General features: G+C 62.2%; 21 protein-coding genes. 11 read left to right on the plus strand and 10 right to left on the minus strand.

Translation table 11 applies throughout. From position 1 onward, the window contains the following. Positions 1-6 precede the first annotated feature (6 nt). The 5 genes from ybeY (at position 7) to AB8A50_RS20610 (ending at position 4,767) form a co-directional block, all read left to right on the plus strand. Positions 7-519 carry an rRNA maturation RNase YbeY gene (gene ybeY, locus AB8A50_RS20590; protein ID WP_093757733.1) on the plus strand — a complete coding sequence of 171 codons (513 nt, stop codon included), beginning with the start codon at positions 7-9 and terminating at the stop codon, positions 517-519. 1 nt (position 520) lies between these two features. Then, the gene (locus AB8A50_RS20595; protein WP_439060157.1) at positions 521-1,636 is read left to right on the plus strand and encodes a hemolysin family protein; all 1,116 of its coding nucleotides are present in this window, start codon (positions 521-523) and stop codon (positions 1,634-1,636) included. Next, positions 1,633-3,240 carry an apolipoprotein N-acyltransferase gene (lnt, locus tag AB8A50_RS20600; protein WP_439078764.1) on the plus strand — a complete coding sequence of 536 codons (1,608 nt, stop codon included), beginning with the start codon at positions 1,633-1,635 and terminating at the stop codon, positions 3,238-3,240. Before AB8A50_RS20595 ends, lnt begins: the two co-directional genes overlap by 4 nt. Positions 3,241-3,513: 273 nt before the next feature. Continuing rightward, the gene (locus AB8A50_RS20605) at positions 3,514-3,930 is read left to right on the plus strand and encodes a helix-turn-helix domain-containing protein (protein ID WP_068730045.1); all 417 of its coding nucleotides are present in this window, start codon (positions 3,514-3,516) and stop codon (positions 3,928-3,930) included. A gap of 78 nt (positions 3,931-4,008) precedes the next feature. Beyond that, on the plus strand, positions 4,009-4,767 hold the full coding sequence (locus tag AB8A50_RS20610) for a tRNA (guanine(46)-N(7))-methyltransferase TrmB (RefSeq protein ID WP_439080010.1): 759 nt from the start codon (positions 4,009-4,011) through the stop codon (positions 4,765-4,767). A gap of 28 nt (positions 4,768-4,795) precedes the next feature. Here AB8A50_RS20610 and AB8A50_RS20615 read toward each other — a convergent pair whose 3' ends face one another. Continuing rightward, positions 4,796-5,797 carry a 2-hydroxyacid dehydrogenase gene (locus AB8A50_RS20615; RefSeq protein ID WP_068730047.1) on the minus strand — a complete coding sequence of 334 codons (1,002 nt, stop codon included), beginning with the start codon at positions 5,795-5,797 and terminating at the stop codon, positions 4,796-4,798. Positions 5,798-6,021: 224 nt separating this feature from the next. Between AB8A50_RS20615 and AB8A50_RS20620 the strand changes: the two genes are divergently transcribed. Together AB8A50_RS20620 and AB8A50_RS20625 are read left to right on the plus strand one after the other, a co-directional pair. Beyond that, positions 6,022-6,549 (plus strand): SH3 domain-containing protein, encoded by a 528-nt coding sequence (locus AB8A50_RS20620; RefSeq protein ID WP_068730049.1) that lies wholly within the window; start codon positions 6,022-6,024, stop codon positions 6,547-6,549. A gap of 47 nt (positions 6,550-6,596) precedes the next feature. Continuing rightward, positions 6,597-7,343 carry an SGNH/GDSL hydrolase family protein gene (locus tag AB8A50_RS20625; protein ID WP_439078765.1) on the plus strand — a complete coding sequence of 249 codons (747 nt, stop codon included), beginning with the start codon at positions 6,597-6,599 and terminating at the stop codon, positions 7,341-7,343. A 22-nt stretch (positions 7,344-7,365) separates the two neighbouring features. Here AB8A50_RS20625 and irrA read toward each other — a convergent pair whose 3' ends face one another. Beyond that, positions 7,366-7,854 carry an iron response transcriptional regulator IrrA gene (irrA, locus tag AB8A50_RS20630; protein ID WP_089263317.1) on the minus strand — a complete coding sequence of 163 codons (489 nt, stop codon included), beginning with the start codon at positions 7,852-7,854 and terminating at the stop codon, positions 7,366-7,368. Between the two features lie 309 nt (positions 7,855-8,163). On the opposite strand from irrA, the gene fabA reads away from it, so the two are divergent. The 3 genes from fabA (at position 8,164) to fabI (ending at position 10,823) form a co-directional block, all read left to right on the plus strand. Beyond that, entirely contained in the window at positions 8,164-8,703 is a 540-nt protein-coding gene (fabA, locus tag AB8A50_RS20635) for a bifunctional 3-hydroxydecanoyl-ACP dehydratase/trans-2-decenoyl-ACP isomerase (RefSeq protein WP_210269351.1), read from the plus strand. An 82-nt stretch (positions 8,704-8,785) separates the two neighbouring features. Then, on the plus strand, positions 8,786-10,012 hold the full coding sequence (gene fabB / locus AB8A50_RS20640; RefSeq protein WP_068730055.1) for a beta-ketoacyl-ACP synthase I: 1,227 nt from the start codon (positions 8,786-8,788) through the stop codon (positions 10,010-10,012). A gap of 4 nt (positions 10,013-10,016) precedes the next feature. Beyond that, positions 10,017-10,823 (plus strand): enoyl-ACP reductase FabI, encoded by an 807-nt coding sequence (gene fabI, locus AB8A50_RS20645; RefSeq protein ID WP_439078766.1) that lies wholly within the window; start codon positions 10,017-10,019, stop codon positions 10,821-10,823. 6 nt (positions 10,824-10,829) lie between these two features. Here fabI and AB8A50_RS20650 read toward each other — a convergent pair whose 3' ends face one another. After that, entirely contained in the window at positions 10,830-11,435 is a 606-nt protein-coding gene (locus AB8A50_RS20650) for a glutathione S-transferase family protein (RefSeq protein WP_439078767.1), read from the minus strand. Between the two features lie 220 nt (positions 11,436-11,655). Next, positions 11,656-13,860 carry a catalase/peroxidase HPI gene (katG, locus tag AB8A50_RS20655; RefSeq protein WP_439078768.1) on the minus strand — a complete coding sequence of 735 codons (2,205 nt, stop codon included), beginning with the start codon at positions 13,858-13,860 and terminating at the stop codon, positions 11,656-11,658. A gap of 236 nt (positions 13,861-14,096) precedes the next feature. Here katG and AB8A50_RS20660 point away from each other — a divergent pair, with 236 nt between their 5' ends. After that, positions 14,097-15,002 (plus strand): LysR substrate-binding domain-containing protein, encoded by a 906-nt coding sequence (locus AB8A50_RS20660; protein WP_093757738.1) that lies wholly within the window; start codon positions 14,097-14,099, stop codon positions 15,000-15,002. 75 nt (positions 15,003-15,077) lie between these two features. On the opposite strand, the gene AB8A50_RS20665 is transcribed toward AB8A50_RS20660, so the two are convergent. The 6 genes from AB8A50_RS20665 to ccmA all read right to left on the minus strand — a co-directional run bounded on the left by AB8A50_RS20665 (position 15,078) and on the right by ccmA (position 18,477). Then, entirely contained in the window at positions 15,078-15,449 is a 372-nt protein-coding gene (locus AB8A50_RS20665) for a ComEA family DNA-binding protein (RefSeq protein WP_089263307.1), read from the minus strand. Between the two features lie 145 nt (positions 15,450-15,594). Further along, entirely contained in the window at positions 15,595-16,173 is a 579-nt protein-coding gene (locus AB8A50_RS20670; protein WP_439078769.1) for a DsbE family thiol:disulfide interchange protein, read from the minus strand. Beyond that, positions 16,170-16,349: a heme exporter protein CcmD gene (gene ccmD / locus AB8A50_RS20675; protein WP_068730071.1), complete on the minus strand. Its 180-nt coding sequence runs from the start codon at positions 16,347-16,349 to the stop codon at positions 16,170-16,172. Before ccmD ends, AB8A50_RS20670 begins: the two co-directional genes overlap by 4 nt. Then, the gene (locus AB8A50_RS20680; protein ID WP_089263301.1) at positions 16,349-17,086 is read right to left on the minus strand and encodes a heme ABC transporter permease; all 738 of its coding nucleotides are present in this window, start codon (positions 17,084-17,086) and stop codon (positions 16,349-16,351) included. Before AB8A50_RS20680 ends, ccmD begins: the two co-directional genes overlap by 1 nt. A 123-nt stretch (positions 17,087-17,209) precedes the next feature. Beyond that, complete coding sequence (gene ccmB / locus AB8A50_RS20685; RefSeq protein ID WP_089263299.1) at positions 17,210-17,878, minus strand: heme exporter protein CcmB; 669 nt, start codon at positions 17,876-17,878, stop codon at positions 17,210-17,212. Then, a complete protein-coding gene (ccmA, locus tag AB8A50_RS20690) occupies positions 17,875-18,477 on the minus strand; it encodes a heme ABC exporter ATP-binding protein CcmA (protein ID WP_439078770.1) in 603 nt (200 codons plus the stop codon). The genes ccmB and ccmA overlap by 4 nt, the downstream gene beginning before the upstream one ends. Between the last annotated feature and the right edge of the window lie 50 nt (positions 18,478-18,527).

Consider the following 18,527-nt stretch of genomic DNA (forward strand, 5'->3'; position numbering starts at 1 on the left):
ATACCGATGCCGACCTATTCATCTCCCGCGACAGAGGTTCTTGTTGTCGCCGATTGCTGGTCTGCGGAGGCCGATGCTGACGCCGTGATTCACCGCGCCATCGAAGCTGCCGCCGCCATGGTCGATACCGATACGGCCGACGCCGAACTCGCCATCATGCTCACCGACGATGCCGGCATCCGCACGCTGAACCAGAACTGGCGTGGCATCGACAAGCCGACCAACGTCCTGTCATTTCCGGCGCTGCAGCCGCCCGAAGGCGCAGACGAGCCCGATGACATGCCGCGCATGCTCGGCGACATCGCTATTGCCTACGAGACCACGCGCCGCGAGGCTGACGAAGAAGAGAAGAGCTTCGCCAACCATCTCAGCCATCTCGCCATTCACGGTTTTCTGCATCTGGTCGGTTACGATCATGAGAAGGACGACGAAGCCGAAGAGATGGAAGCGCTGGAGCGCGAGATCCTGGCAACGCTCGGGATCCCGGACCCCTATGCAGATCAGGATCGGGTGACCTGAGATGCCGGACGGCGACACTAGAAGCGATCATTCGAAGACCTCAAGCAATCTGCCTGCGGTGGTTCACGACGGCGAGGTCATGCGCCCGACGTCGGAGACCTGGCTGACCCGCGCGATCCGCTCGCTGTTCGGCTGGAAGCCGGGCTCGGTGCGTGCCGACCTGCAAGTCGTGCTCGACGCCTCCGCGCCGGACGAGACCGGCTTCTCCACCATCGAGCGCACGATGTTGCGCAATATTTTGGGGCTCAACGAGCGCCGCATCGCCGACGTCATGGTGCATCGCGCCGATATTATCGCGGTGAAGCAGGATATCTCGCTCGGCGAATTGATGGGCCTGTTCGAGAGCGCGGCGCATTCGCGCCTGGTCGTATTCAACGAAACCCTCGACGATCCCGTCGGCATCGTCCATATCCGCGACCTGCTGGCATACATGACCGTGAAGGCGCGCAACGTCGTGCCGTCGACGGCCAAGAAGAAGAAAGTGTTTCCCGCAGGCCTCGACCTGCGTTCGGTCGATCTGGCGCAGACCGTCGTTGACACCGGCATCATCCGCAAGCTGCTCTACGTGCCGCCATCGATGCGCGCCATCGATCTGCTCGCGCAAATGCAGGCAGCACGCATCCATCTCGCACTCGTTGTCGACGAATATGGCGGCACCGACGGCCTCGTCTCTATCGAGGACATCGTCGAGCAGATCGTCGGCGAGATCGATGACGAACACGACAGCGACGAGCCGCCATCCATTGTCAGGCAGGGCGACAGCTTCATCGCCGATGCACGCGCCAGCCTCGATGACGTGCGCGCCATGATCGGTGAAGAATTCGAGACCGGCGAAGACGGCGAGGAAGTCGAAACGCTCGGCGGCTATCTCGTCACCCATGTCGGCCGTTTGCCCGTGCGCGGCGAAGTGATTTCCGGCCCTGGTAATTTCGAGATCGAAGTGCTCGATGCCGATCCGCGCCGCGTCAAGCGATTGCGCGTCGGCCCCCGCAAGGAGCGGCCTGCGCCACGCACCCGCGAGCCGCGCCGCCGCGATACGACGTCAGACACAGGCGCAGCACCGTCCAATGACAATGTGAATACGCCTCCATCAGGCGACAGCGCGGGAACGCCGTGACATCACGCAGCCTGCGCTCGGTCGCACTCAGCATCATTCTCGCTTGGGGTTGGAAGCGCGCAGGCATCGCGCTGCTGGCCGGCGCGGTATCGTCGCTGGCAATGGCGCCGTTCAACGCCTGGCCGGTGCTGTTCATCACGTTCCCCGTCGTCGTCTGGCTGATCGATGGCGCCGCCGCCGGCAAGATGCGCGGCATTCCAGCGGCCGCCATGGCGGGCTGGTGGTTCGGCTTCGGTTATTTCGTGCCGGGCCTGTACTGGATCGGCTACGCTTTCCTCGTCGACGCGCAGACCTTCGCATGGCTGTTGCCCGCCGCGATCTGCGGCCTGCCCGCTTATCTCGCGCTGTTCACTGCGATCGGCTTCGCGCTGGCACGCCTGCTTTGGACCAAGGATGCCAGCCGGATCTTCGCGCTCGCCGCCAGCCTGACGATCGGCGAATGGCTGCGCGGCCACGTGCTGACGGGCTTTCCCTGGAATGCGTTCGGCTATGCACTCACCGAACCGCTCGCACTGGCGCAGAGCGCATCGCTGGTCGGCCTCTGGGGACTGACATTTATCACTGTAGCGATCTTTGCATCGCCTGCGGTTCTGATCGACGGACGCTCGCGCACGCAGCGGCCGTGGCTGGCGCCGGCGCTTGCGCTGGTGCTGCTCGTCGTGATGGGCACCTATGGCATGGCCCGGCTGTCACGCACCCCGACGCAACTGGTTGCCAATGTGAAACTGCGCATCATGCAGCCGAATCTGTCGCAGGACACGCGCTTCAACTATTCCGCCAAGGCGGATGTCATGAGCAGATATCTTGCGCTGTCTGACCGCGCGACCGGTCCACAGAATTCAGGCGTCGGCGCAGCCAACATCCTGATCTGGCCGGAATCGGCATTCCCGTTCTTCCTGTCGCGCGAACCCGATGCGATGGCGCAGATCGCCAATCTGCTGCCGAAAGGCACCGTGCTGGTCACCGGAGCCGTGCGCCCGCCGGATGCGCCACTCGGCGCGCGCATCACGCAGGCCTATAATTCCATTTACGTGATCGACCATGACGGCAGCATCCTGTCGACCTACGACAAACTTCATCTGGTGCCGTTCGGCGAGTATCTGCCGTTCCAGAGCTTCATGGAGAAGATCGGCTTCCAGCAATTGACCAAAGTCCATGGCGGCTTCATTCCCGGCACGCGCCGGAAGCCAATGGACATTCCCGGCGCGCCGCGCATGCTGCCGCTGATCTGCTACGAGGCGGTTTTCCCGGACGATATCACCACGCGCAACGATCGGCCGGGCTGGATCGTCAATCTCACCAATGATGGCTGGTTCGGGATTTCCACGGGCCCCTATCAGCACCTGCAGCAAAGCCGCGTCCGCGCCATCGAGGAAGGCCTGCCGCTGGTTCGCGCTGCGAACACCGGCATTTCCGTCGTGGTCGACCCTGTCGGCCGCCTGATCGCGCGGCTCGATCTCGGTGTCGAAGGCGTGCTGGATTCGGGATTACCAGCGGCCATTTCGCCGACGGTCTACTCGAAAATCGGCGATATTCCCGCCGCGATGTTTGTCGCGCTCGCGATCATTTTCGCCGTTCGGCGGCGTACGCCGGTACGTCACTAGCTTGATACTTGAAGCATTTGATATAGCTTGCAAGCTAGCTTTCGCCGCCTACCGAACAACCCTCTCGGGGTGATTGCTTTTTAAGCTAGCTTTGTAAGCTTTATTTCTCACCTATTGAGAAATAAAGGTGCAGTGGCTTAAATTTTCCGCTTAGGAAAATTTGCGCGGTTGTTATAATCCACTAGGATACCTTTGGTTACAACCGAAGCCGCCCTAAATGACGGATTGCCACGCATGATCCGTCTCCCTTGATGTGATCCAGGAGTAATTGAGATGTCGACGAAAGCGCCCAATCCTGTTGACAAATATGTCGGCAGCCGTGTGCGCATGCGGCGCATTATGCTCGGCATGAGTCAGGAAAAGCTGGGCGAAGCCCTCGGTCTGACGTTTCAGCAAGTTCAGAAATACGAGAAGGGCACCAACCGCGTCGGCGCCAGCCGGCTGCAGCAGATTTCGGAAATCCTGCAGGTCCCCGTCTCGTTCCTGTTCGAAGGCGGCCCCGGCGCGATCCATAACGGCGAAGGCTTCGCTGAAGCGTCCTCGCCTGCCTATGTCTCCGACTTCCTCGCCACCTCCGAAGGCCTCGCTCTGACCCGCGCCTTCACGCGCATCACCGATGCCAAGCTCCGCCGCAGCATCGTCGACCTGGTCGAACAGATCGCTTCGCGCGAAGCCCCGGATCAGCGCTAAAATCACGGTACTTTCAACGGAAATTCGTCATCGCGCCTGATGGCGCCGATGGCGTTTCGGCTGTATCACTCGCGCGCGATGACCACAGCCAATTCCAATCATAACGATCACGATGCCCCCGCTGATGCGGGTGCGTCCACGCCTGCCGAGAGCGGCCATTACACCGGCTCGTTCTTCGGACGCCGCAAAGGCCACAAGCTGCGCGACCATCAGGCCGATCTGATGGCGACGCTGCTGCCGGCGCTCACCGTCGACATCGCACATCCGGCACCTGACGATATTCGCACGCTGTTCGGCACTGATGTCGAGACCGTGCGTCTGGAGATCGGCTTCGGCGGCGGCGAGCATCTGGTCGCGGAAGCGCTGGCGCATCCCGACATCGGCTTCATCGGCTGCGAGCCCTATATCAACGGCATGGCGAAGATTCTGACGCAGATCGAGGCGCAGAACATCGGCAATATCCGCCTCGTCGCCGGCGACGCCGCTGAACTTCTCACATGGGCACCGGCCCAATCGCTGTCACGCATCGACCTGATCCATCCGGATCCGTGGCCGAAGAAGCGTCACTGGAAGCGCCGCTTCGTGCAGGACGCAACACTGGCTGCGATGGCGCGCGTGCTGAGGCCGTCAGGCGAATTTCGTTTCGTGCATGACATTCCGGATTACGTCGCGTGGACACTCTGGCATGTGTCGCGATCGCCGGATTTCACCTGGACTGCAGAGCGCGCCGATGACTGGCGTCTGCCATGGCCGAACTACACCATGACGCGCTACGGCCGCAAAGCCACGCGCGAGGGCCGCATCGCGGCCTATCTCATCTTCAAACTGATCTCGTAAGATAAGCGGCGAGCGTAAGCGCTTCGCCTCACAGCATGTTCGGAAGCACACGATCCGGCGGCTTGTGATTGTCGAGGAAGGCACGGATGTTGATGATGACTTTCTCGCCCATCTCGACACGGCCTTCGATCGTCGCCGAGCCCATATGCGGCAACAATACCACCTTGCCGGCGCGCGCGAGCCGCACCAGCTTCGGACTCACCGCGGGCTCATGTTCGAACACGTCGAGCGCGGCACCGGCAATGTCGCCCGACTCGATCAGCTTGATCATCGTCTCTTCGTCGATCACCTCGCCGCGCGCGGTGTTGACGATATAGGCGTCCTTGCGGATCAGCTTGAGACGGCGTGCTGACAACAGGTGGAACGTCGCCGGCGTATGCGGACAGTTCACCGAGATGATGTCCATGCGCGCCAGCATCTGGTCGAGCGAATCCCAATAGGTCGCACCGAGTTCTTCGGCGATCTTCGGGGCGACGGGTTTGCGGTTGTGATAGTGGATCTGTAGCCCGAAAGCGCGGGCGCGGCGCGCGACGGCCTGGCCGATGCGGCCCATGCCGATGATACCGAGCCGCTTGCCGCCAAGCCGCTTGCCCAGCATCCAGGTCGGCGACCAGCCCTGCCAGTCCTTGCCTTCGGTCAGGATCGAGGCACCTTCGATCAGCCGGCGCGGCACTGCGAGGATCATCGACATGGTCATATCCGCGGTGTCTTCAGTGAGCACCTTCGGCGTATTGGTGACGGTGATGCCGCGGGCATGGGCCGCGACGACATCGATGTTGTCGACGCCGTTGCCAAAATTGGCGATCAGCCTGAGCTTGCAGTCGGGATGCTCGAGCAGCTCTTTGGTGATTTCGTCGGTGACCGTCGGCACCAGCACATCGGCGGTGCGGGTCGCTTCAGCGAGTTGCTCGGGCGTCAGCGGCGTGTCGTCGAGATTGATGTGCGCATCGAACAGTTCGCGCATGCGGGTCTCGATTGAGTCCGGCAGCTTGCGCGTGACGATGACGAGAGGCTTTTTCTTGACCGACATGTCCTGCTCACTCGCGCTTTGGCTAATCCGTTCAGTCCGCATTAACCCGGTTGTTCGAAACTGCCGCAGCCGCGAATTCACCGTTTCCTCGGGTTCCCCGACACCCTTTTTGGTGCCTTGGCCTTCGGTCCTCTCTAGCAGAAGACCAAGCCAAAACAAGAACCCAACAGGCGCGTGCGGCGCGGCGGCACTTGCGTTCTTTGGATTGGGTTGAGGTGGGGTTGATGGCGTTCCGGCGATTTGCGTGTGCGATGTTGGCGATGGGTACTCTGATCGCGGCAGCAATCGATCCGGCTCTCGCTGCCAAGGACACGCCGCTGGGCGCCAGCGGCCTGCCGGTGCCACGCTACGTCAGCCTCAAGTCGGATCACGTTAATGTCCGCGCCGGCCCCACCAAGGACAACGATGTCGCCTGGGTCTATACTCGCTCCGGCCTGCCGGTAGAGATCACCGCCGAATACGAGAACTGGCGCCGCGTTCGTGATTCCGAGGGCGCCGAGGGCTGGGTCTATCACTCGCTGCTGTCCGGCCGCCGCACCGCGGTCGTGACCATGAAATCCAAGGACGAACTCGCCTCGATCTACGACAATCCGGATGCGACCAGCGCCGTCGCAGCGCGGTTACAGGCGGGTGTCGTGGCGCAGGTAAAGCGCTGCAACAATGGCTGGTGCCGGGTGATCGGCAACGGCTTTGATGGCTGGATCGAACAGCAACGGCTATGGGGCGTCTACGCCGACGAGAAGGTGAACTGAGCACATCCCGCATCGGGAGCTTGGCCTGCGCCGGCGCAGTGGTCGCCATGGCAGCGCTGCCATGGTCCGGCCCGGCTCGTGCGCAATCCGCCACTGAGACGTGTCTGGCTGTGGATCAGCGGCTGTCTGGTGATGCGACCCTTCCGCGCACCGTGGCTGCGCTCAAAACCGGTGGCCCGCTCAAGATCGTCGCCATGGGCTCGTCCTCGACGCTCGGCCTGTGGCAATCCGACCCCGCCAAAACCTATCCCGGCATGCTGCAGAGCGAGCTGCAACACCTGAAGCCGGGACTGCGGCTGGAGGTCATCAATAGTGGGCGGAACGCCGACACGATCCCGGGCAATATCGCGCGCTTCGACCGCGATGTGCTGGCGCATCGCCCGGATCTGGTGATCTGGCAGATCGGCACCAATGACGTGACCTGGCTGCAAAGCGCTGACAGCCTGACCGGCAGGATCGTCGAGGGCATCAGCCTGCTGAAGGCTGACGGCGCCGACGTGATCCTGATGGATCAGCAATACGCGCCGGTCATTCTCGCATCGCAATATTCCAAGATGCAGGCGAGCATAGCTGACGCCGCCCGGCAGGAACGCGTACCGCTGTTCTCACGCTTCGAGCTGATGCGCCGTGCAGTAGACGCAGGGCTCTCCATGGGAGCGCTAACGGCTTGGGACGGACTACACAATTCCGCAGCCGGCTACGAATGCACCGGCCGCTCCCTTGCCCGCGCGATCGTGGCGACGACTGCAGCTGGCGAGCAAACGCCGCCGAAAACGATTCGGCGGCGCAAATAACTTCAGAATTTGGATAAAGCCGTTAGCGCTTTTTGCGCAGACGAACGACCATGTCGATGCGGCTGATCTCGAAGCCCTCGGGGACTTCCGGCATCTTGGTCAGCACGAGGTTCTGGTCCGGAATATCGACCAGCTCGTGGTTGTTCTCGAGATAGTAGTGGTGATGCGAGGTCACGTTGGTATCGAAATAGGTCTTCGTACCGTCGACGCTGACCTGACGAAGCAGGCCGGAATCCGTGAGCTGATTGAGCGTGTTGTAAACGGTCGCCAGCGACACCGGCACCTTGGCGAGAGTCGCTTCCTCGTACAGCATTTCCGCGGTGAGATGACGCGCGCCCTTGCCGAACAGCAGCCAGCCCAGCGCCATGCGCTGACGGGTGGGACGCAAGCCGACTGATTGCAGCATCTCGTTGACGTCATGCCACGGGCAACCAGTCAAAGCCGGCTGGCGGCCGTGATTGATTTCCGCAACCGCAGCTGCGTCATCCAGAACTGAAACGCTGTCGCTCATATCCACGTCAGTAATCCTGCCGTTCACACTCAAAAAGAACACTGAATTAGCCTTCTATTATAGAAAGGCGGGGCCTCAGATGCAAGGTTTTCGCAACTAGGAGCCATGCATCAGAAGGGATGCTTCCGCAGTGCATCGCAACATGGTCAATAACCCGCCAATAGCAGGCGATCCGCCGCTTTGCCGCCCCATAAGCCTATGATAGAGAGCGCCCAACCGGGGCAAGTTCCCGCGTCATTTGGAACAATTCTATATGTGGCGACTCCAACCCGGGGCAGCCACCACCATCGATGGACCCAGAAAGCCGGCATGATCCAGGAACAACGCAACAGCTACGCATATGAAGACCTGCTGGCCTGCGGCCGCGGCGAGCTGTTCGGACCAGGCAACGCACAATTGCCGCTGCCGCCGATGCTGATGTTCGACCGCATCACCGAGATCACGGCTGATGGCGGCGAATTCGGCAAGGGTCTCGTGCGCGCTGAACTCGACGTCAATTCGGACCTCTGGTTCTTTGCCTGCCACTTCAAGGGCGATCCGGTCATGCCGGGCTGCCTCGGCCTGGACGCCATGTGGCAGATGGTCGGGTTCTTTCTGGGCTGGTCGGGCGGCATCGGCCCCGGACGTGCGCTCGGGCTCAGCGAGCTGAAGTTTTCCGGCCAGGTTCTCCCGAACGTCAAAAAGGTCGTGTACACCATCGATATCAAGCGCGTGATGCGTTCAAAATTGTGGTTGGGGATTGCCGACGGCTCGCTTTCGGCCGATGGCGAGATTATCTATCGCGCCAAGGACCTGAAGGTCGGCCTGTTCAAGCAGGAAGCACCTGCCGCATTGCAGCCGGGAACGTGATCTACCGGGTGCCATTCAACGGCGGTCTCCGAGGGGGCGACCGCCAGTTCCACAACAACGTAATTCAAAGGGCGAGGCGATCATGAGGCGGGTTGTCGTCACGGGGATGGGCATTGTCTCATCTATCGGAAACAACACTCAGGAAGTGCTTGCGAGCCTCCATGAGGCAAAGTCGGGCATCACGCGCGCCGACAAATACGCAGAGCTTGGTTTCCGTTCGCAGGTGCAGGGCGCACCGACCATCAATCCGGCCGATGTGATCGACCGTCGCGCGATGCGCTTCCTCGGCGAAGGCGCCGCATGGAATCACATCGCCATGGAACAGGCCATCCAGGACTCCGGTCTCGAAGAGTCGGATATCTCGAACGAGCGCACCGGCATCATCATGGGCTCGGGCGGACCTTCCGCACGCACCATCGTCGAAGCCGCGGACATCACGCGAACGAAGGGTCCGAAGCGCGTTGGTCCGTTCGCAGTGCCGAAGGCGATGTCCTCGACGGCATCCGCCACGCTCGCGACTTGGTTCAAGATCAAGGGCGTGAACTATTCGATCTCTTCGGCCTGCGCGACCTCGAACCACTGCATCGGCAATGCCTATGAGATGATCCAGTGGGGCAAGCAGGACGTCGTATTCGCCGGCGGCTGCGAAGAGCTCGACTGGTCGCTCTCGGTGCTGTTCGACGCCATGGGCGCAATGTCCTCTAAGTATAACGACACCCCATCGACGGCCTCGCGTCCCTATGACGTCAGCCGTGACGGCTTCGTCATCGCCGGCGGCGCCGGCGTGGTCGTGGTCGAAGAACTCGAGCACGCGAAAGCACGCGGCGCCAAGATCTATGGCGAAATCATCGGCTACGGCGCCACCTCGGACGGCTACGACATGGTCGCTCCATCCGGCGAAGGCGCAGAGCGTTGCATGAAGATGGCGCTGGCCACCACCGGCGGCATCAAAATCGACTACATCAACCCGCATGCGACCTCGACACCCGCCGGCGATCCGCCGGAAATGCAGGCGATCCGCAACGTGTTCGGCACTGGCGAGAAATGCCCGCCAATCTCGGCGACCAAGGCCCTCACCGGCCACTCGCTCGGCGCCACCGGCGTGCAGGAAGCAATCTACTCGCTGCTGATGATGCAGAACGGGTTTATCTGCGAGAGCGGCAACATCACCGAACTCGATCCGGTGTTCGCCGACATGCCGATCGTGCGCAAGCGCATCGACAATGTGAAGGTCGGCACCGTGCTGTCGAACTCCTTCGGCTTCGGCGGCACCAACGCCACGCTGGTCTTCAAGCGGATGGACGCATAACGCGATGCCATCACTGATGCAGGGCAAGCGCGGATTGATCATGGGCGTCGCCAATGATCATTCGATCGCGTGGGGAATCGCCAAGGCCCTGCATGCGCAGGGTGCCGAACTGGCTTTCACCTATCAAGGCGATGCGCTTGGCAAGCGCGTCAAGCCGCTGGCGGAATCGCTCAATGCGGATCTGATCCTGCCCTGCGACGTCGAGGACATCGCCAGCGTCGATGCTACGTTCTCTGCGATCAAGGAGAAATGGGGCAGGCTGGATTTCCTGGTCCACGCCATCGGCTTCTCTGACAAGAACGAACTCAAGGGGCGCTACGCCGACACCACGCGTGCGAATTTCTCGCGCACCATGGTGATCTCCTGCTTCTCCTTCACCGAAGTCGCCAAGCGCGCGTCGGAGATCATGAAACCCGGCAGCGCCATGATCACGCTGACTTTCGGCGGATCGACCCGCGTGATGCCGAACTACAATGTGATGGGCGTTGCCAAGGCGGCGCTTGAAGCTTCGGTGCGCTACCTTGCATCGGACTTCGGCCGCCAAGGCATTCGCGTCAATGCGGTGTCTGCCGGGCCTGTGCGCACGCTGGCCGGCTCGGGCATCGGCGATTCCCGCGCGATGTTCGCATTCCAGCAGAAACACTCGCCGCTCGGCCGCGGCGTCACACTGGAAGAACTCGGCGGCACTGCGCTGTATCTGCTGTCGGATCTTTCCGGCGGCGTGACCGGCGAAACGCATTTCGTCGACTCCGGCTACAACATCATCTCGATGCCGCATCCGGATGCGTTGAAGGCAGAGGCAGGCGAGTAATTCGCCTTACGTCTTTTCCCCCGACGCAAATTCCATCGCACGCTGGAAGGCTGGGCGAGCGCTGCAACGGTCGAGATAGCGCTCGAACGCCGGGCGCGTCGGGACCATCTTGAAATTGCGCACGGCAAAGTTCAGTCCTGAACCGATGGCGATATCGGCGGCAGAGAATTGCGCGCCAAGAATCCATGGACCTTCATCAAGCGCGGCTTCGAGCACATCGAACACGCGCTGCGCATCTCCCCAGCCCGCGGCCACCGGATTCAGCTCCATCTTGGTCGCGATCTGTGCGATCGCCGGTTCGATACAGCCCGGCGCAAAGAACAGCCAATAGAGATACTTCGCACGATGCGAGTCGCCGAGCGAGGGCGCCAGCTTCGCTTCGGGATAGCGCTCGGCCACATAAGCGCAGATTGCCGCAGCCTCGGCCATGGTGGCGTCGCCATCCTGCAGAGCCGGCACCTTGCCCATCGGATTAACGGCGAGGAATTCCAGCGTGCGCTGCGCACCGGTGGAAATATCGGTCAGCACGCGCTCATAAGCGACGCCGGTTTCCTCCATCAGCCAAAGCGCCGTGAATGAGCGCGAGCGCGGCGACCAGTAGAGTTTCATCATCTGGAGATCCTCCGGAGAAACATTTTGCCATTTGTGCGGGGATTCGGAGAAAGCTGCAAGACGCAGAGCGCTCAGACTCTTCGAAACTCTCATCGCCGCGAAAGCGGGATCCAGTAACCGGCAGTGTCAGTGATGACAGTTGAGTATGAGGCGGCGCGACAAGAAAAAGCCCCCGCGACATAGTCGCAGGGGCTTTCATATTCACGATGGCGGGCCGAGGTTACTCAGCCGCCTGCAGTATCGGCTTCTCGACAAGATCGAAACGATCCGCGTTCATCACCTTCAGCCAAGCCTTGACGAAGTCCTTCACGAACTTCTGCTTGGCGTCGGCGCTTGCATAGACCTCCGCGAAGGCACGCAGCTGCGAGTGCGAACCGAAGACCAGATCGGCGCGTGTACCGGTCCACCTGACTTCGCCGCTCTTGCGATCACGTCCCTCGTACACATTGTTCGAGCCATCGACCGCCTTCCACTCCGTGCTCATGTCGAGCAGGTTGATGAAGAAGTCGTTGGTCAACGTCTCCGGTGTCTTGGTGAAGACACCGCGCACGGACTGCCCGGAATTCGCACCAAGTACTCGCAAGCCGCCGACGAGAACCGTCATTTCCGGAGCAGTCAGCGTCAGCAATTGCGCGCGATCCACCAAAGATACTTCGGCCGGTACGGCCGACGTGGCCTTGAGGTAGTTACGGAAGCCGTCCGCGACCGGTTCCATCACCTCGAAGGATTCCACATCGGTTTGCGTCTGCGAGGCGTCGCCGCGCCCCGGAGAGAACGGAACGGTCACATCCAGGCCAGCATCCTTCGCGGCTTTCTCGACCGCCGCGCTGCCGCCGAGGACGATCAGGTCGGCAAGCGAAACCTGCTTGTCACCAGATTGCGCCGCGTTGAACTCCTTCCGGATTCCATCGAGCACCTGCAACACCTTGGCTAGCTGAGCCGGCTGGTTGACCTCCCAGTCCTTCTGGGGGGCCAGACGGATACGCGCGCCGTTGGCACCGCCACGCTTGTCGCCACCACGGAAGGTGGAGGCCGAAGCCCAGGCCGTGCTGACCAATTCGGACACGGTCAGGCCCGATGCCAGCAGCTTGGCCTTGAGCGCAGAGACGTCGGTGTCGTCGATCACCGGATAGCCAACCGCAGGGATCGGATCCTGCCAGATCAACTCTTCCTTGGGCACTTCCGGACCGAGATAACGCACGCGCGGACCCATGTCGCGATGAGTCAGCTTGAACCAGGCCCGAGCAAAAGCTTCAGCGAAGGCCTGCGGATTCTGCAGGAAGCGGCGTGAGATTTTCTCATAGGCCGGATCCAGACGCAGGGACAGATCCGTCGTGAGCATGGTCGGCTTGTGCTTCTTCGATGGATCATGCGCGTCGGGGATCACTTCCTCGGCGTCCTTGGCCTCCCACTGGATGGCCCCACCGGGGCTGCGGGTCTGCACCCATTCATACTTGAACAGGTTCTCGAAGAAGAAGTTGCTCCACTGCGCCGGCGTCTGCGTCCAGGTGACCTCAATGCCGCTACCAACGGCGTCTGCACCGGATCCAGTACCGTAGTTGCTCTTCCAGCCCAGGCCCTGCGCTTCCAGGCCGGCAGCTTCAGGCTCCGGACCCTTGTGGGACTCAGGCGCAGCGCCATGGGTCTTACCGAAGGTGTGACCGCCGGCGATCAGCGCCACGGTTTCCTCGTCGTTCATCGCCATGCGCTTGAAGGTCTCGCGGATGAAGCTGGCGGCCGCTACCGGATCGCCGCTGGCACCCGGACCTTCCGGATTCACGTAGATCAGGCCCATTTCCGTGGCACTGAGCGGAGCTTCGAACTTGTCGAGCGACCGGTGGGACAGCCACGTGGATTCGGGACCCCAATTCACGTCCTGATCAGGCTCCCAGACGTCGGCGCGACCGCCGGCGAAACCGAAGGTGCGAAAACCCATGGTCTCCAGCGCCACGTTGCCGGTCAGGATCAGCAGGTCGGCCCACGAGATCTTGTTGCCGTATTTCTGCTTGATCGGCCACAGGAGGCGGCGTGACTTGTCGATGTTGACGTTGTCCGGCCAGGAATTGAGCGGAGCGAAACGCTGCTGACCGCGACCGCCACCGCCGCGGCCATCGCTGAGCCGATAGGTGCCGGCAGCGTGCCACGACATGCGGATGAACTGCGGACCGTAATGTCCGAAATCAGCCGGCCACCAATCCTGCGAATCGGTCATCAGCTTGCGCAGGTCGTTTTTCAACGCCTCGTAATCAAGCTTCTTGAATTCCTCGGCATAGTTAAACGCATCGCCCATCGGATCGGACAGCGACGAGTGCTGGTGGAGAATCGACAGGTCTAGCTTGTTCGGCCACCAGTCACGATTGGCCCGGGCAGCGGGGGCATGCGCAACGGGGCACTTGCCGGCACCATTCTCATTCGTCGTGTCCATCAGTCTCTCCTTCTGGCTGTTTGGAATATGAGCCGTCCAAGGCAACACCGACACACCGGATCGCCACCAAAAACCCGCTCAAATTTTCCAAAAGCTGTCTATTTCAATTATCTGCCGAATTCCTCAGCGAGCCTGGCGCTCACCATAGTCGGACTTCGTGACGAGAGATTGGAAGAATTCTTAGATCAGGTCCAGTCGAATTGTCTTCGCTTCCCGATCAGTTTACCTGATGATCCATGATCACGCTCCGCCAGCTCCGCTATCTCGCCGCGCTTGCCAAACACGGCCATTTCGGCCGCGCGGCCGAGGCCTGCAACGTCACCCAGCCTGCGCTGTCAATGCAGATACGCGACCTCGAACGGACGCTGGGCGTCAAGGTGGTGGAGCGTCGGCCCGGCGAGGTGATGCTGACCGATGTCGGGCGCGAAGTGGCGCGGCGCGGCGAGGACGTGCTGGCGGCCTCGCGCGATCTGGTGGACTTTGCGCGGCATCGCGGCGGACTCCTGACCGGGCGGCTGACGCTCGGGGTGATCCCGTCGCTCGCGCCGTATCTGCTGCCGCGGATCCTGCCGGTGCTACAGAAACAGTTTCCGGAATTGCGGCTGGAGCTGCGCGAGACGCAGACCAGGCAACTGGTCGACGATATCAAGTCAGGCGCACTCGATGCCGCGATGCTGGCGCTGCCGCTTGGCGAGCCTGAGATCGATACGGCCAAGCTGTTCGACGATCTGTTCCTGCTCGCGGTGCCGGCAGACGATCCCCGCCCGGCCGACAAACGCATCAAGGCGATGGAGATCGACCAGAGCCGACTGATCCTGCTGGAGGACGGCCACTGCCTGCGCGATCAGGCGCTGGCCTTCTGCGCCACCGCAGCGCGCGGCCATCAGTCTGGCGGCAACGGCATGGCCTTCGCTGCGTCCAGCCTCTCCACGGTGATGCAGATGGTCGCCAGCGGCTATGGCGTGACATTGATCCCGCAGATCGCCGCCGATGTCGAACAACGCGACCAGCGCGTCAAATTCCTGCGGTTGGAGAATCCGCAGCCCGGCCGCACCATCGGCCTCGCCTTTCGCCGGACGTCTCCGCGCAAGGCGGACTTCGCCGCATTGGGCGATGTGGTGAAGGACAGCGTTATCGGCTGATCGTGATGGACCGCAAAAGAAAACGCACCGGCGCGGCTGCGCCGATACGTTTCCGGACGAGCGAAGCGATCGCGCCTAGCTCTTCTGCTTGGCGATGACCTTGTCCTTGATGCCGTCATAGGTCTTCTCGGGCACGATCTTCTTCTGCACGAGTTCGTCCTTGCCCTTATATGGACGGCCTTTGACGATGGCCGCCGAATAGGCCTTGCCGATACCGGGCAGAGCCTCGAGCGCCTCGACACTCGCCGAGTTGAGATCAAGCAGTTCAGCCTTCGGTGCCGGAGCCATCTTCGATTCGCTGGCAGGCGCCATCTTGGATGTGGCGGCCGGAGCCATCTTGCCGGCGGGAGCAGCAGGCTGCGGCGACTGCGCCATCGACGGCGCGGATGCGAGCAGACCCAGAGTGAGAGCGGCAGCGGTCAAAGTAGCAAATTTGAAATGGCGCATCGTGGTGTCCCTCCAAGGACGGTTAAGTAACGCCATCAAGCTAGCTGCGGATTCATGGCGCCGCCATGGCGCGAAAATGAACCGCAGATAAAAGCTGAAGTTTATTTTGGTAGTTAAGCCGGCTTGCTCATGATGAGGATTGCGCTCAGGACCCTGCCTGCAGCGCCTTGTCGATCTCGACCTTCAGCACGCGCTCGTAATTCTCCTGCGTGATGCCGCCGACCATCTTGTAGGCGATGCGACCGTCGCGGCCGACGATGAAGGTTTCGGGCACGCCATAGACACCCCATTCGATCGCGGCGCGGCCGTTGCCGTCGACGCCAACGATGCCGAACGGATTGCCGTAACGACCGAGAAAGCGGCGCGCGTTGTCCGGTGCGTCCTTGTAGTTGATGCCGACCAGTTGCAGCCGTTTGTCCTTGCCGAGTTCTGTCAGCAGCGGTGCCTCCTCGTGGCACGGCACGCACCACGACGCCCAGACATTGACGAGACTGACCTTGCCCTTAAAGGCCGCGGGATCGAGGCCCGGCACCGGCGCGCCGCTATCGGTGAGGCCATCCAGCGCGGGCAACGCCGTCTGCGGGGCGGCGCGGCCGATCAATGCCGAGGGCAGTTTCGCAGGGTCGGCTCCGAGCCGAAACCAGAACAGCCCTGCGAGCGCGGCAAAGATCAGCAGAGGCAGTGCGAGCATCCAGCGGCGCTTCGGAGTGGCTTGCACGGTCATGTGAGATCCGTCGCTCCACGACCCGAGCGCCGCGCCACGCCGGAGGATTCCAGCTCATGCAGCCGCGCGCGGACGCGGCGATGATCGATGGCGATCCACACGATGAGGATCAGCACCACCGCTGCGACCAGCGCGTAGGACGTGACGATGAAAGATGCGTAGGGACCAAGCGCCATCACGGGAGTGCCACCGGCTTTGAGGCCTGCAGCATCTGCAGCGCACGCAGGCGGCGCCGCAGGATCTCGTTACGCATGGCCGCGAGATGCAGCGTGATGAACAGCAGTGAGAATGCCACCGCCATTACCAGCAGGGGAATCAGAAACGATTTGTCGAGCGACGAGCCGCCCATCTTCATCACCGACGCCGGCTGATGCAGCGTATTCCACCAATCGACCGAGAACTTGATGATCGGAATATTGATGGCGCCGACCAAGGTCAGCACCGCCGCGGCGCGCGCCGCCCGCGATGGGTCTTCAACGGCACGCCACAGCGCGATCAGGCCGAGATACATCAGAAACAGAATGAGCACCGAAGTCAGTCGGGCGTCCCATTCCCAATAGGTACCCCACATCGGCCGGCCCCACAGCGAACCCGTGACCAATGCGAGAAAGGTGAAGGCCGCGCCGATCGGTGCTGCGGATTTGGCGGCAACGTCGGCGAGCGGATGCCGCCACACCAGCGTGCCCAGCGATGCCACGCTCATGACGCCCCAGACGAACATCGACAGCCAGGCATTGGGCACATGGATGAACATGATCTTGACGGTGGCGCCCTGCTGATAGTCATCGGGGGCCATGGCCGACTGATACAAGCCGATCGCAAGCAGAATGCCCGTCGCCATCGCCAGCCACGGCAGGATGCGGGTGGCGAGCGACAGGAACCGGGTTGGATTGGCGAGTTCGGTCAGCGTCATGGCATTTCCAATAGTCGCGGCCCTGTCCGCGATCAATGCAACTTATTCTCGTTCAACACGGCTCGCGACGAGTTGACCCAGGTCAATCCAGTGTCTCAGCCTGTCGGGATCCATCCAACTGTCTCAATCCAGTCCATGCCGCAGGCTCGCCGCCGCCGCGAAAGGCCCGATCACGAGGCTCGCCAGCGATAGCGCGCAGAGGATCGAGAATGGCGTCGAGAATGACAACTGTCCGGCGATGGCCGCATTGGAGGCCGCAACGCCGAAAATCAGCACCGGGATCGATAACGGCAACACCAGCACCGCCAGCAAGAGCCCTCCGCGCTGCAGGGTCACCGCCAGCGCGGCCCCGATCATGCCGGTGAAGGTCAGAGCCGGGGTGCCCGCCAACAGCGTCAGGGCGACCGCCAGCGTCGCCGGTCCGTCGAGATTGAGCAGCAGCCCCAGCACTGGCGTCGCGACGATCAGCGGCACGCCCGCGGCCAGCCAGTGTGCAAGAGCCTTGGCGGCGCAGGCGAGTTCCAGTGGCGTCCGGCTCATCAGAATGAGATCCAGCGAGCCATCGTCGTGATCGGCGGTAAACAACCGGTCCAGCGTCAGCAGGCTCGCGAGCAGCGCCCCGAGCCATAGAATCGCGGGCCCCAGCCGTGCCAGCAGCGCCAGATCCGGCCCCAGCGCGAAAGGCATCAGCACGACAACCGTCAGAAAGAAGAGCACACCGATCAGCGCCCCGCCGCCGACCCGGACGGCAATGCGGATGTCGCGTCGAATCAACGCGCCAAGGGCACTCACGCCTCGCCCCCGATGCGCAACTCCCGTGCAGGAACGCCAAGCGGGCCATGGGTCGCAGCAATGACCAGCCCGCCCAATGCCAGATGATCCGTCATCAGTCCCGCGAATATCCGCTGGCTGGCCAGATCGAGCGCCGCGGTCGGTTCGTCGAGCAGCCAGATCGGCCGGCGGACGGTCAGCAGACGCGCAATCGACAACCGGCGACGCTGGCCGGCCGACAAGAAACCCGCGGGCAATGCTGCGGCATGGGAGAGACCTACTGCTGCAATGCACGTGGCTGGATCGGCCGGCGTGCCACCGAGGAAGTCGGCCCAGAAGGTCAGGTTTTCCGTCACCGTCAAAGCCGGCTTCATGGAGTCGCGGTGGCCCAGGTAATGGGCCTGTTCGGCAACGGTCATTTCGCCGTCGCCGCCCTCGAGAGTGATGGAGCCCTCGGCCGGCGCCAGCAGGCCTGCGATCAACCGCAGCAATGAGGTTTTGCCTGCCCCGTTAGGGCCAATGACCGCCACGGCCTTGCCTGCCGTGGCATCGAAATCGAGCCCGGCGAAGACTTCGCGGCCGCCCCGCAGGCATCGTAAATTGCGCCCCGAGAGCCGCATCTTAACCCTTCCATGACCATCTGATTTGGCTCAGAGGTCGCCGCGGCGTT

This window comes from Tardiphaga sp. 841_E9_N1_2 (genome assembly GCF_051811065.1).
Classification (GTDB): Bacteria; Pseudomonadota; Alphaproteobacteria; order Rhizobiales; family Xanthobacteraceae; genus Tardiphaga; species Tardiphaga robiniae.

Bases quoted from the DNA above. Each gene is read 5' to 3' on its own strand.
- ybeY (WP_093757733.1), top strand. From the start codon at position 7: ATGCCGACCTATTCATCTCCCGCGACAGAGGTTCTTGTTGTCGCCGAT.
- AB8A50_RS20595 (WP_439060157.1), top strand. From the start codon at position 521: ATGCCGGACGGCGACACTAGAAGCGATCATTCGAAGACCTCAAGCAAT.
- AB8A50_RS20605 (WP_068730045.1), top strand. From the start codon at position 3,514: ATGTCGACGAAAGCGCCCAATCCTGTTGACAAATATGTCGGCAGCCGT.
- AB8A50_RS20610 (WP_439080010.1), top strand. From the start codon at position 4,009: ATGACCACAGCCAATTCCAATCATAACGATCACGATGCCCCCGCTGAT.
- AB8A50_RS20615 (WP_068730047.1), bottom strand. From the start codon at position 5,797: ATGTCGGTCAAGAAAAAGCCTCTCGTCATCGTCACGCGCAAGCTGCCG.
- AB8A50_RS20620 (WP_068730049.1), top strand. From the start codon at position 6,022: ATGGCGTTCCGGCGATTTGCGTGTGCGATGTTGGCGATGGGTACTCTG.
- AB8A50_RS20625 (WP_439078765.1), top strand. From the start codon at position 6,597: ATGGCAGCGCTGCCATGGTCCGGCCCGGCTCGTGCGCAATCCGCCACT.
- irrA (WP_089263317.1), bottom strand. From the start codon at position 7,854: ATGAGCGACAGCGTTTCAGTTCTGGATGACGCAGCTGCGGTTGCGGAA.
- fabA (WP_210269351.1), top strand. From the start codon at position 8,164: ATGATCCAGGAACAACGCAACAGCTACGCATATGAAGACCTGCTGGCC.
- fabB (WP_068730055.1), top strand. From the start codon at position 8,786: ATGAGGCGGGTTGTCGTCACGGGGATGGGCATTGTCTCATCTATCGGA.
- fabI (WP_439078766.1), top strand. From the start codon at position 10,017: ATGCCATCACTGATGCAGGGCAAGCGCGGATTGATCATGGGCGTCGCC.
- AB8A50_RS20650 (WP_439078767.1), bottom strand. From the start codon at position 11,435: ATGATGAAACTCTACTGGTCGCCGCGCTCGCGCTCATTCACGGCGCTT.
- katG (WP_439078768.1), bottom strand. From the start codon at position 13,860: ATGGACACGACGAATGAGAATGGTGCCGGCAAGTGCCCCGTTGCGCAT.
- AB8A50_RS20660 (WP_093757738.1), top strand. From the start codon at position 14,097: ATGATCACGCTCCGCCAGCTCCGCTATCTCGCCGCGCTTGCCAAACAC.
- AB8A50_RS20665 (WP_089263307.1), bottom strand. From the start codon at position 15,449: ATGCGCCATTTCAAATTTGCTACTTTGACCGCTGCCGCTCTCACTCTG.
- AB8A50_RS20670 (WP_439078769.1), bottom strand. From the start codon at position 16,173: ATGACCGTGCAAGCCACTCCGAAGCGCCGCTGGATGCTCGCACTGCCT.
- ccmD (WP_068730071.1), bottom strand. From the start codon at position 16,349: ATGGCGCTTGGTCCCTACGCATCTTTCATCGTCACGTCCTACGCGCTG.
- AB8A50_RS20680 (WP_089263301.1), bottom strand. From the start codon at position 17,086: ATGACGCTGACCGAACTCGCCAATCCAACCCGGTTCCTGTCGCTCGCC.
- ccmA (WP_439078770.1), bottom strand. From the start codon at position 18,477: ATGCGGCTCTCGGGGCGCAATTTACGATGCCTGCGGGGCGGCCGCGAA.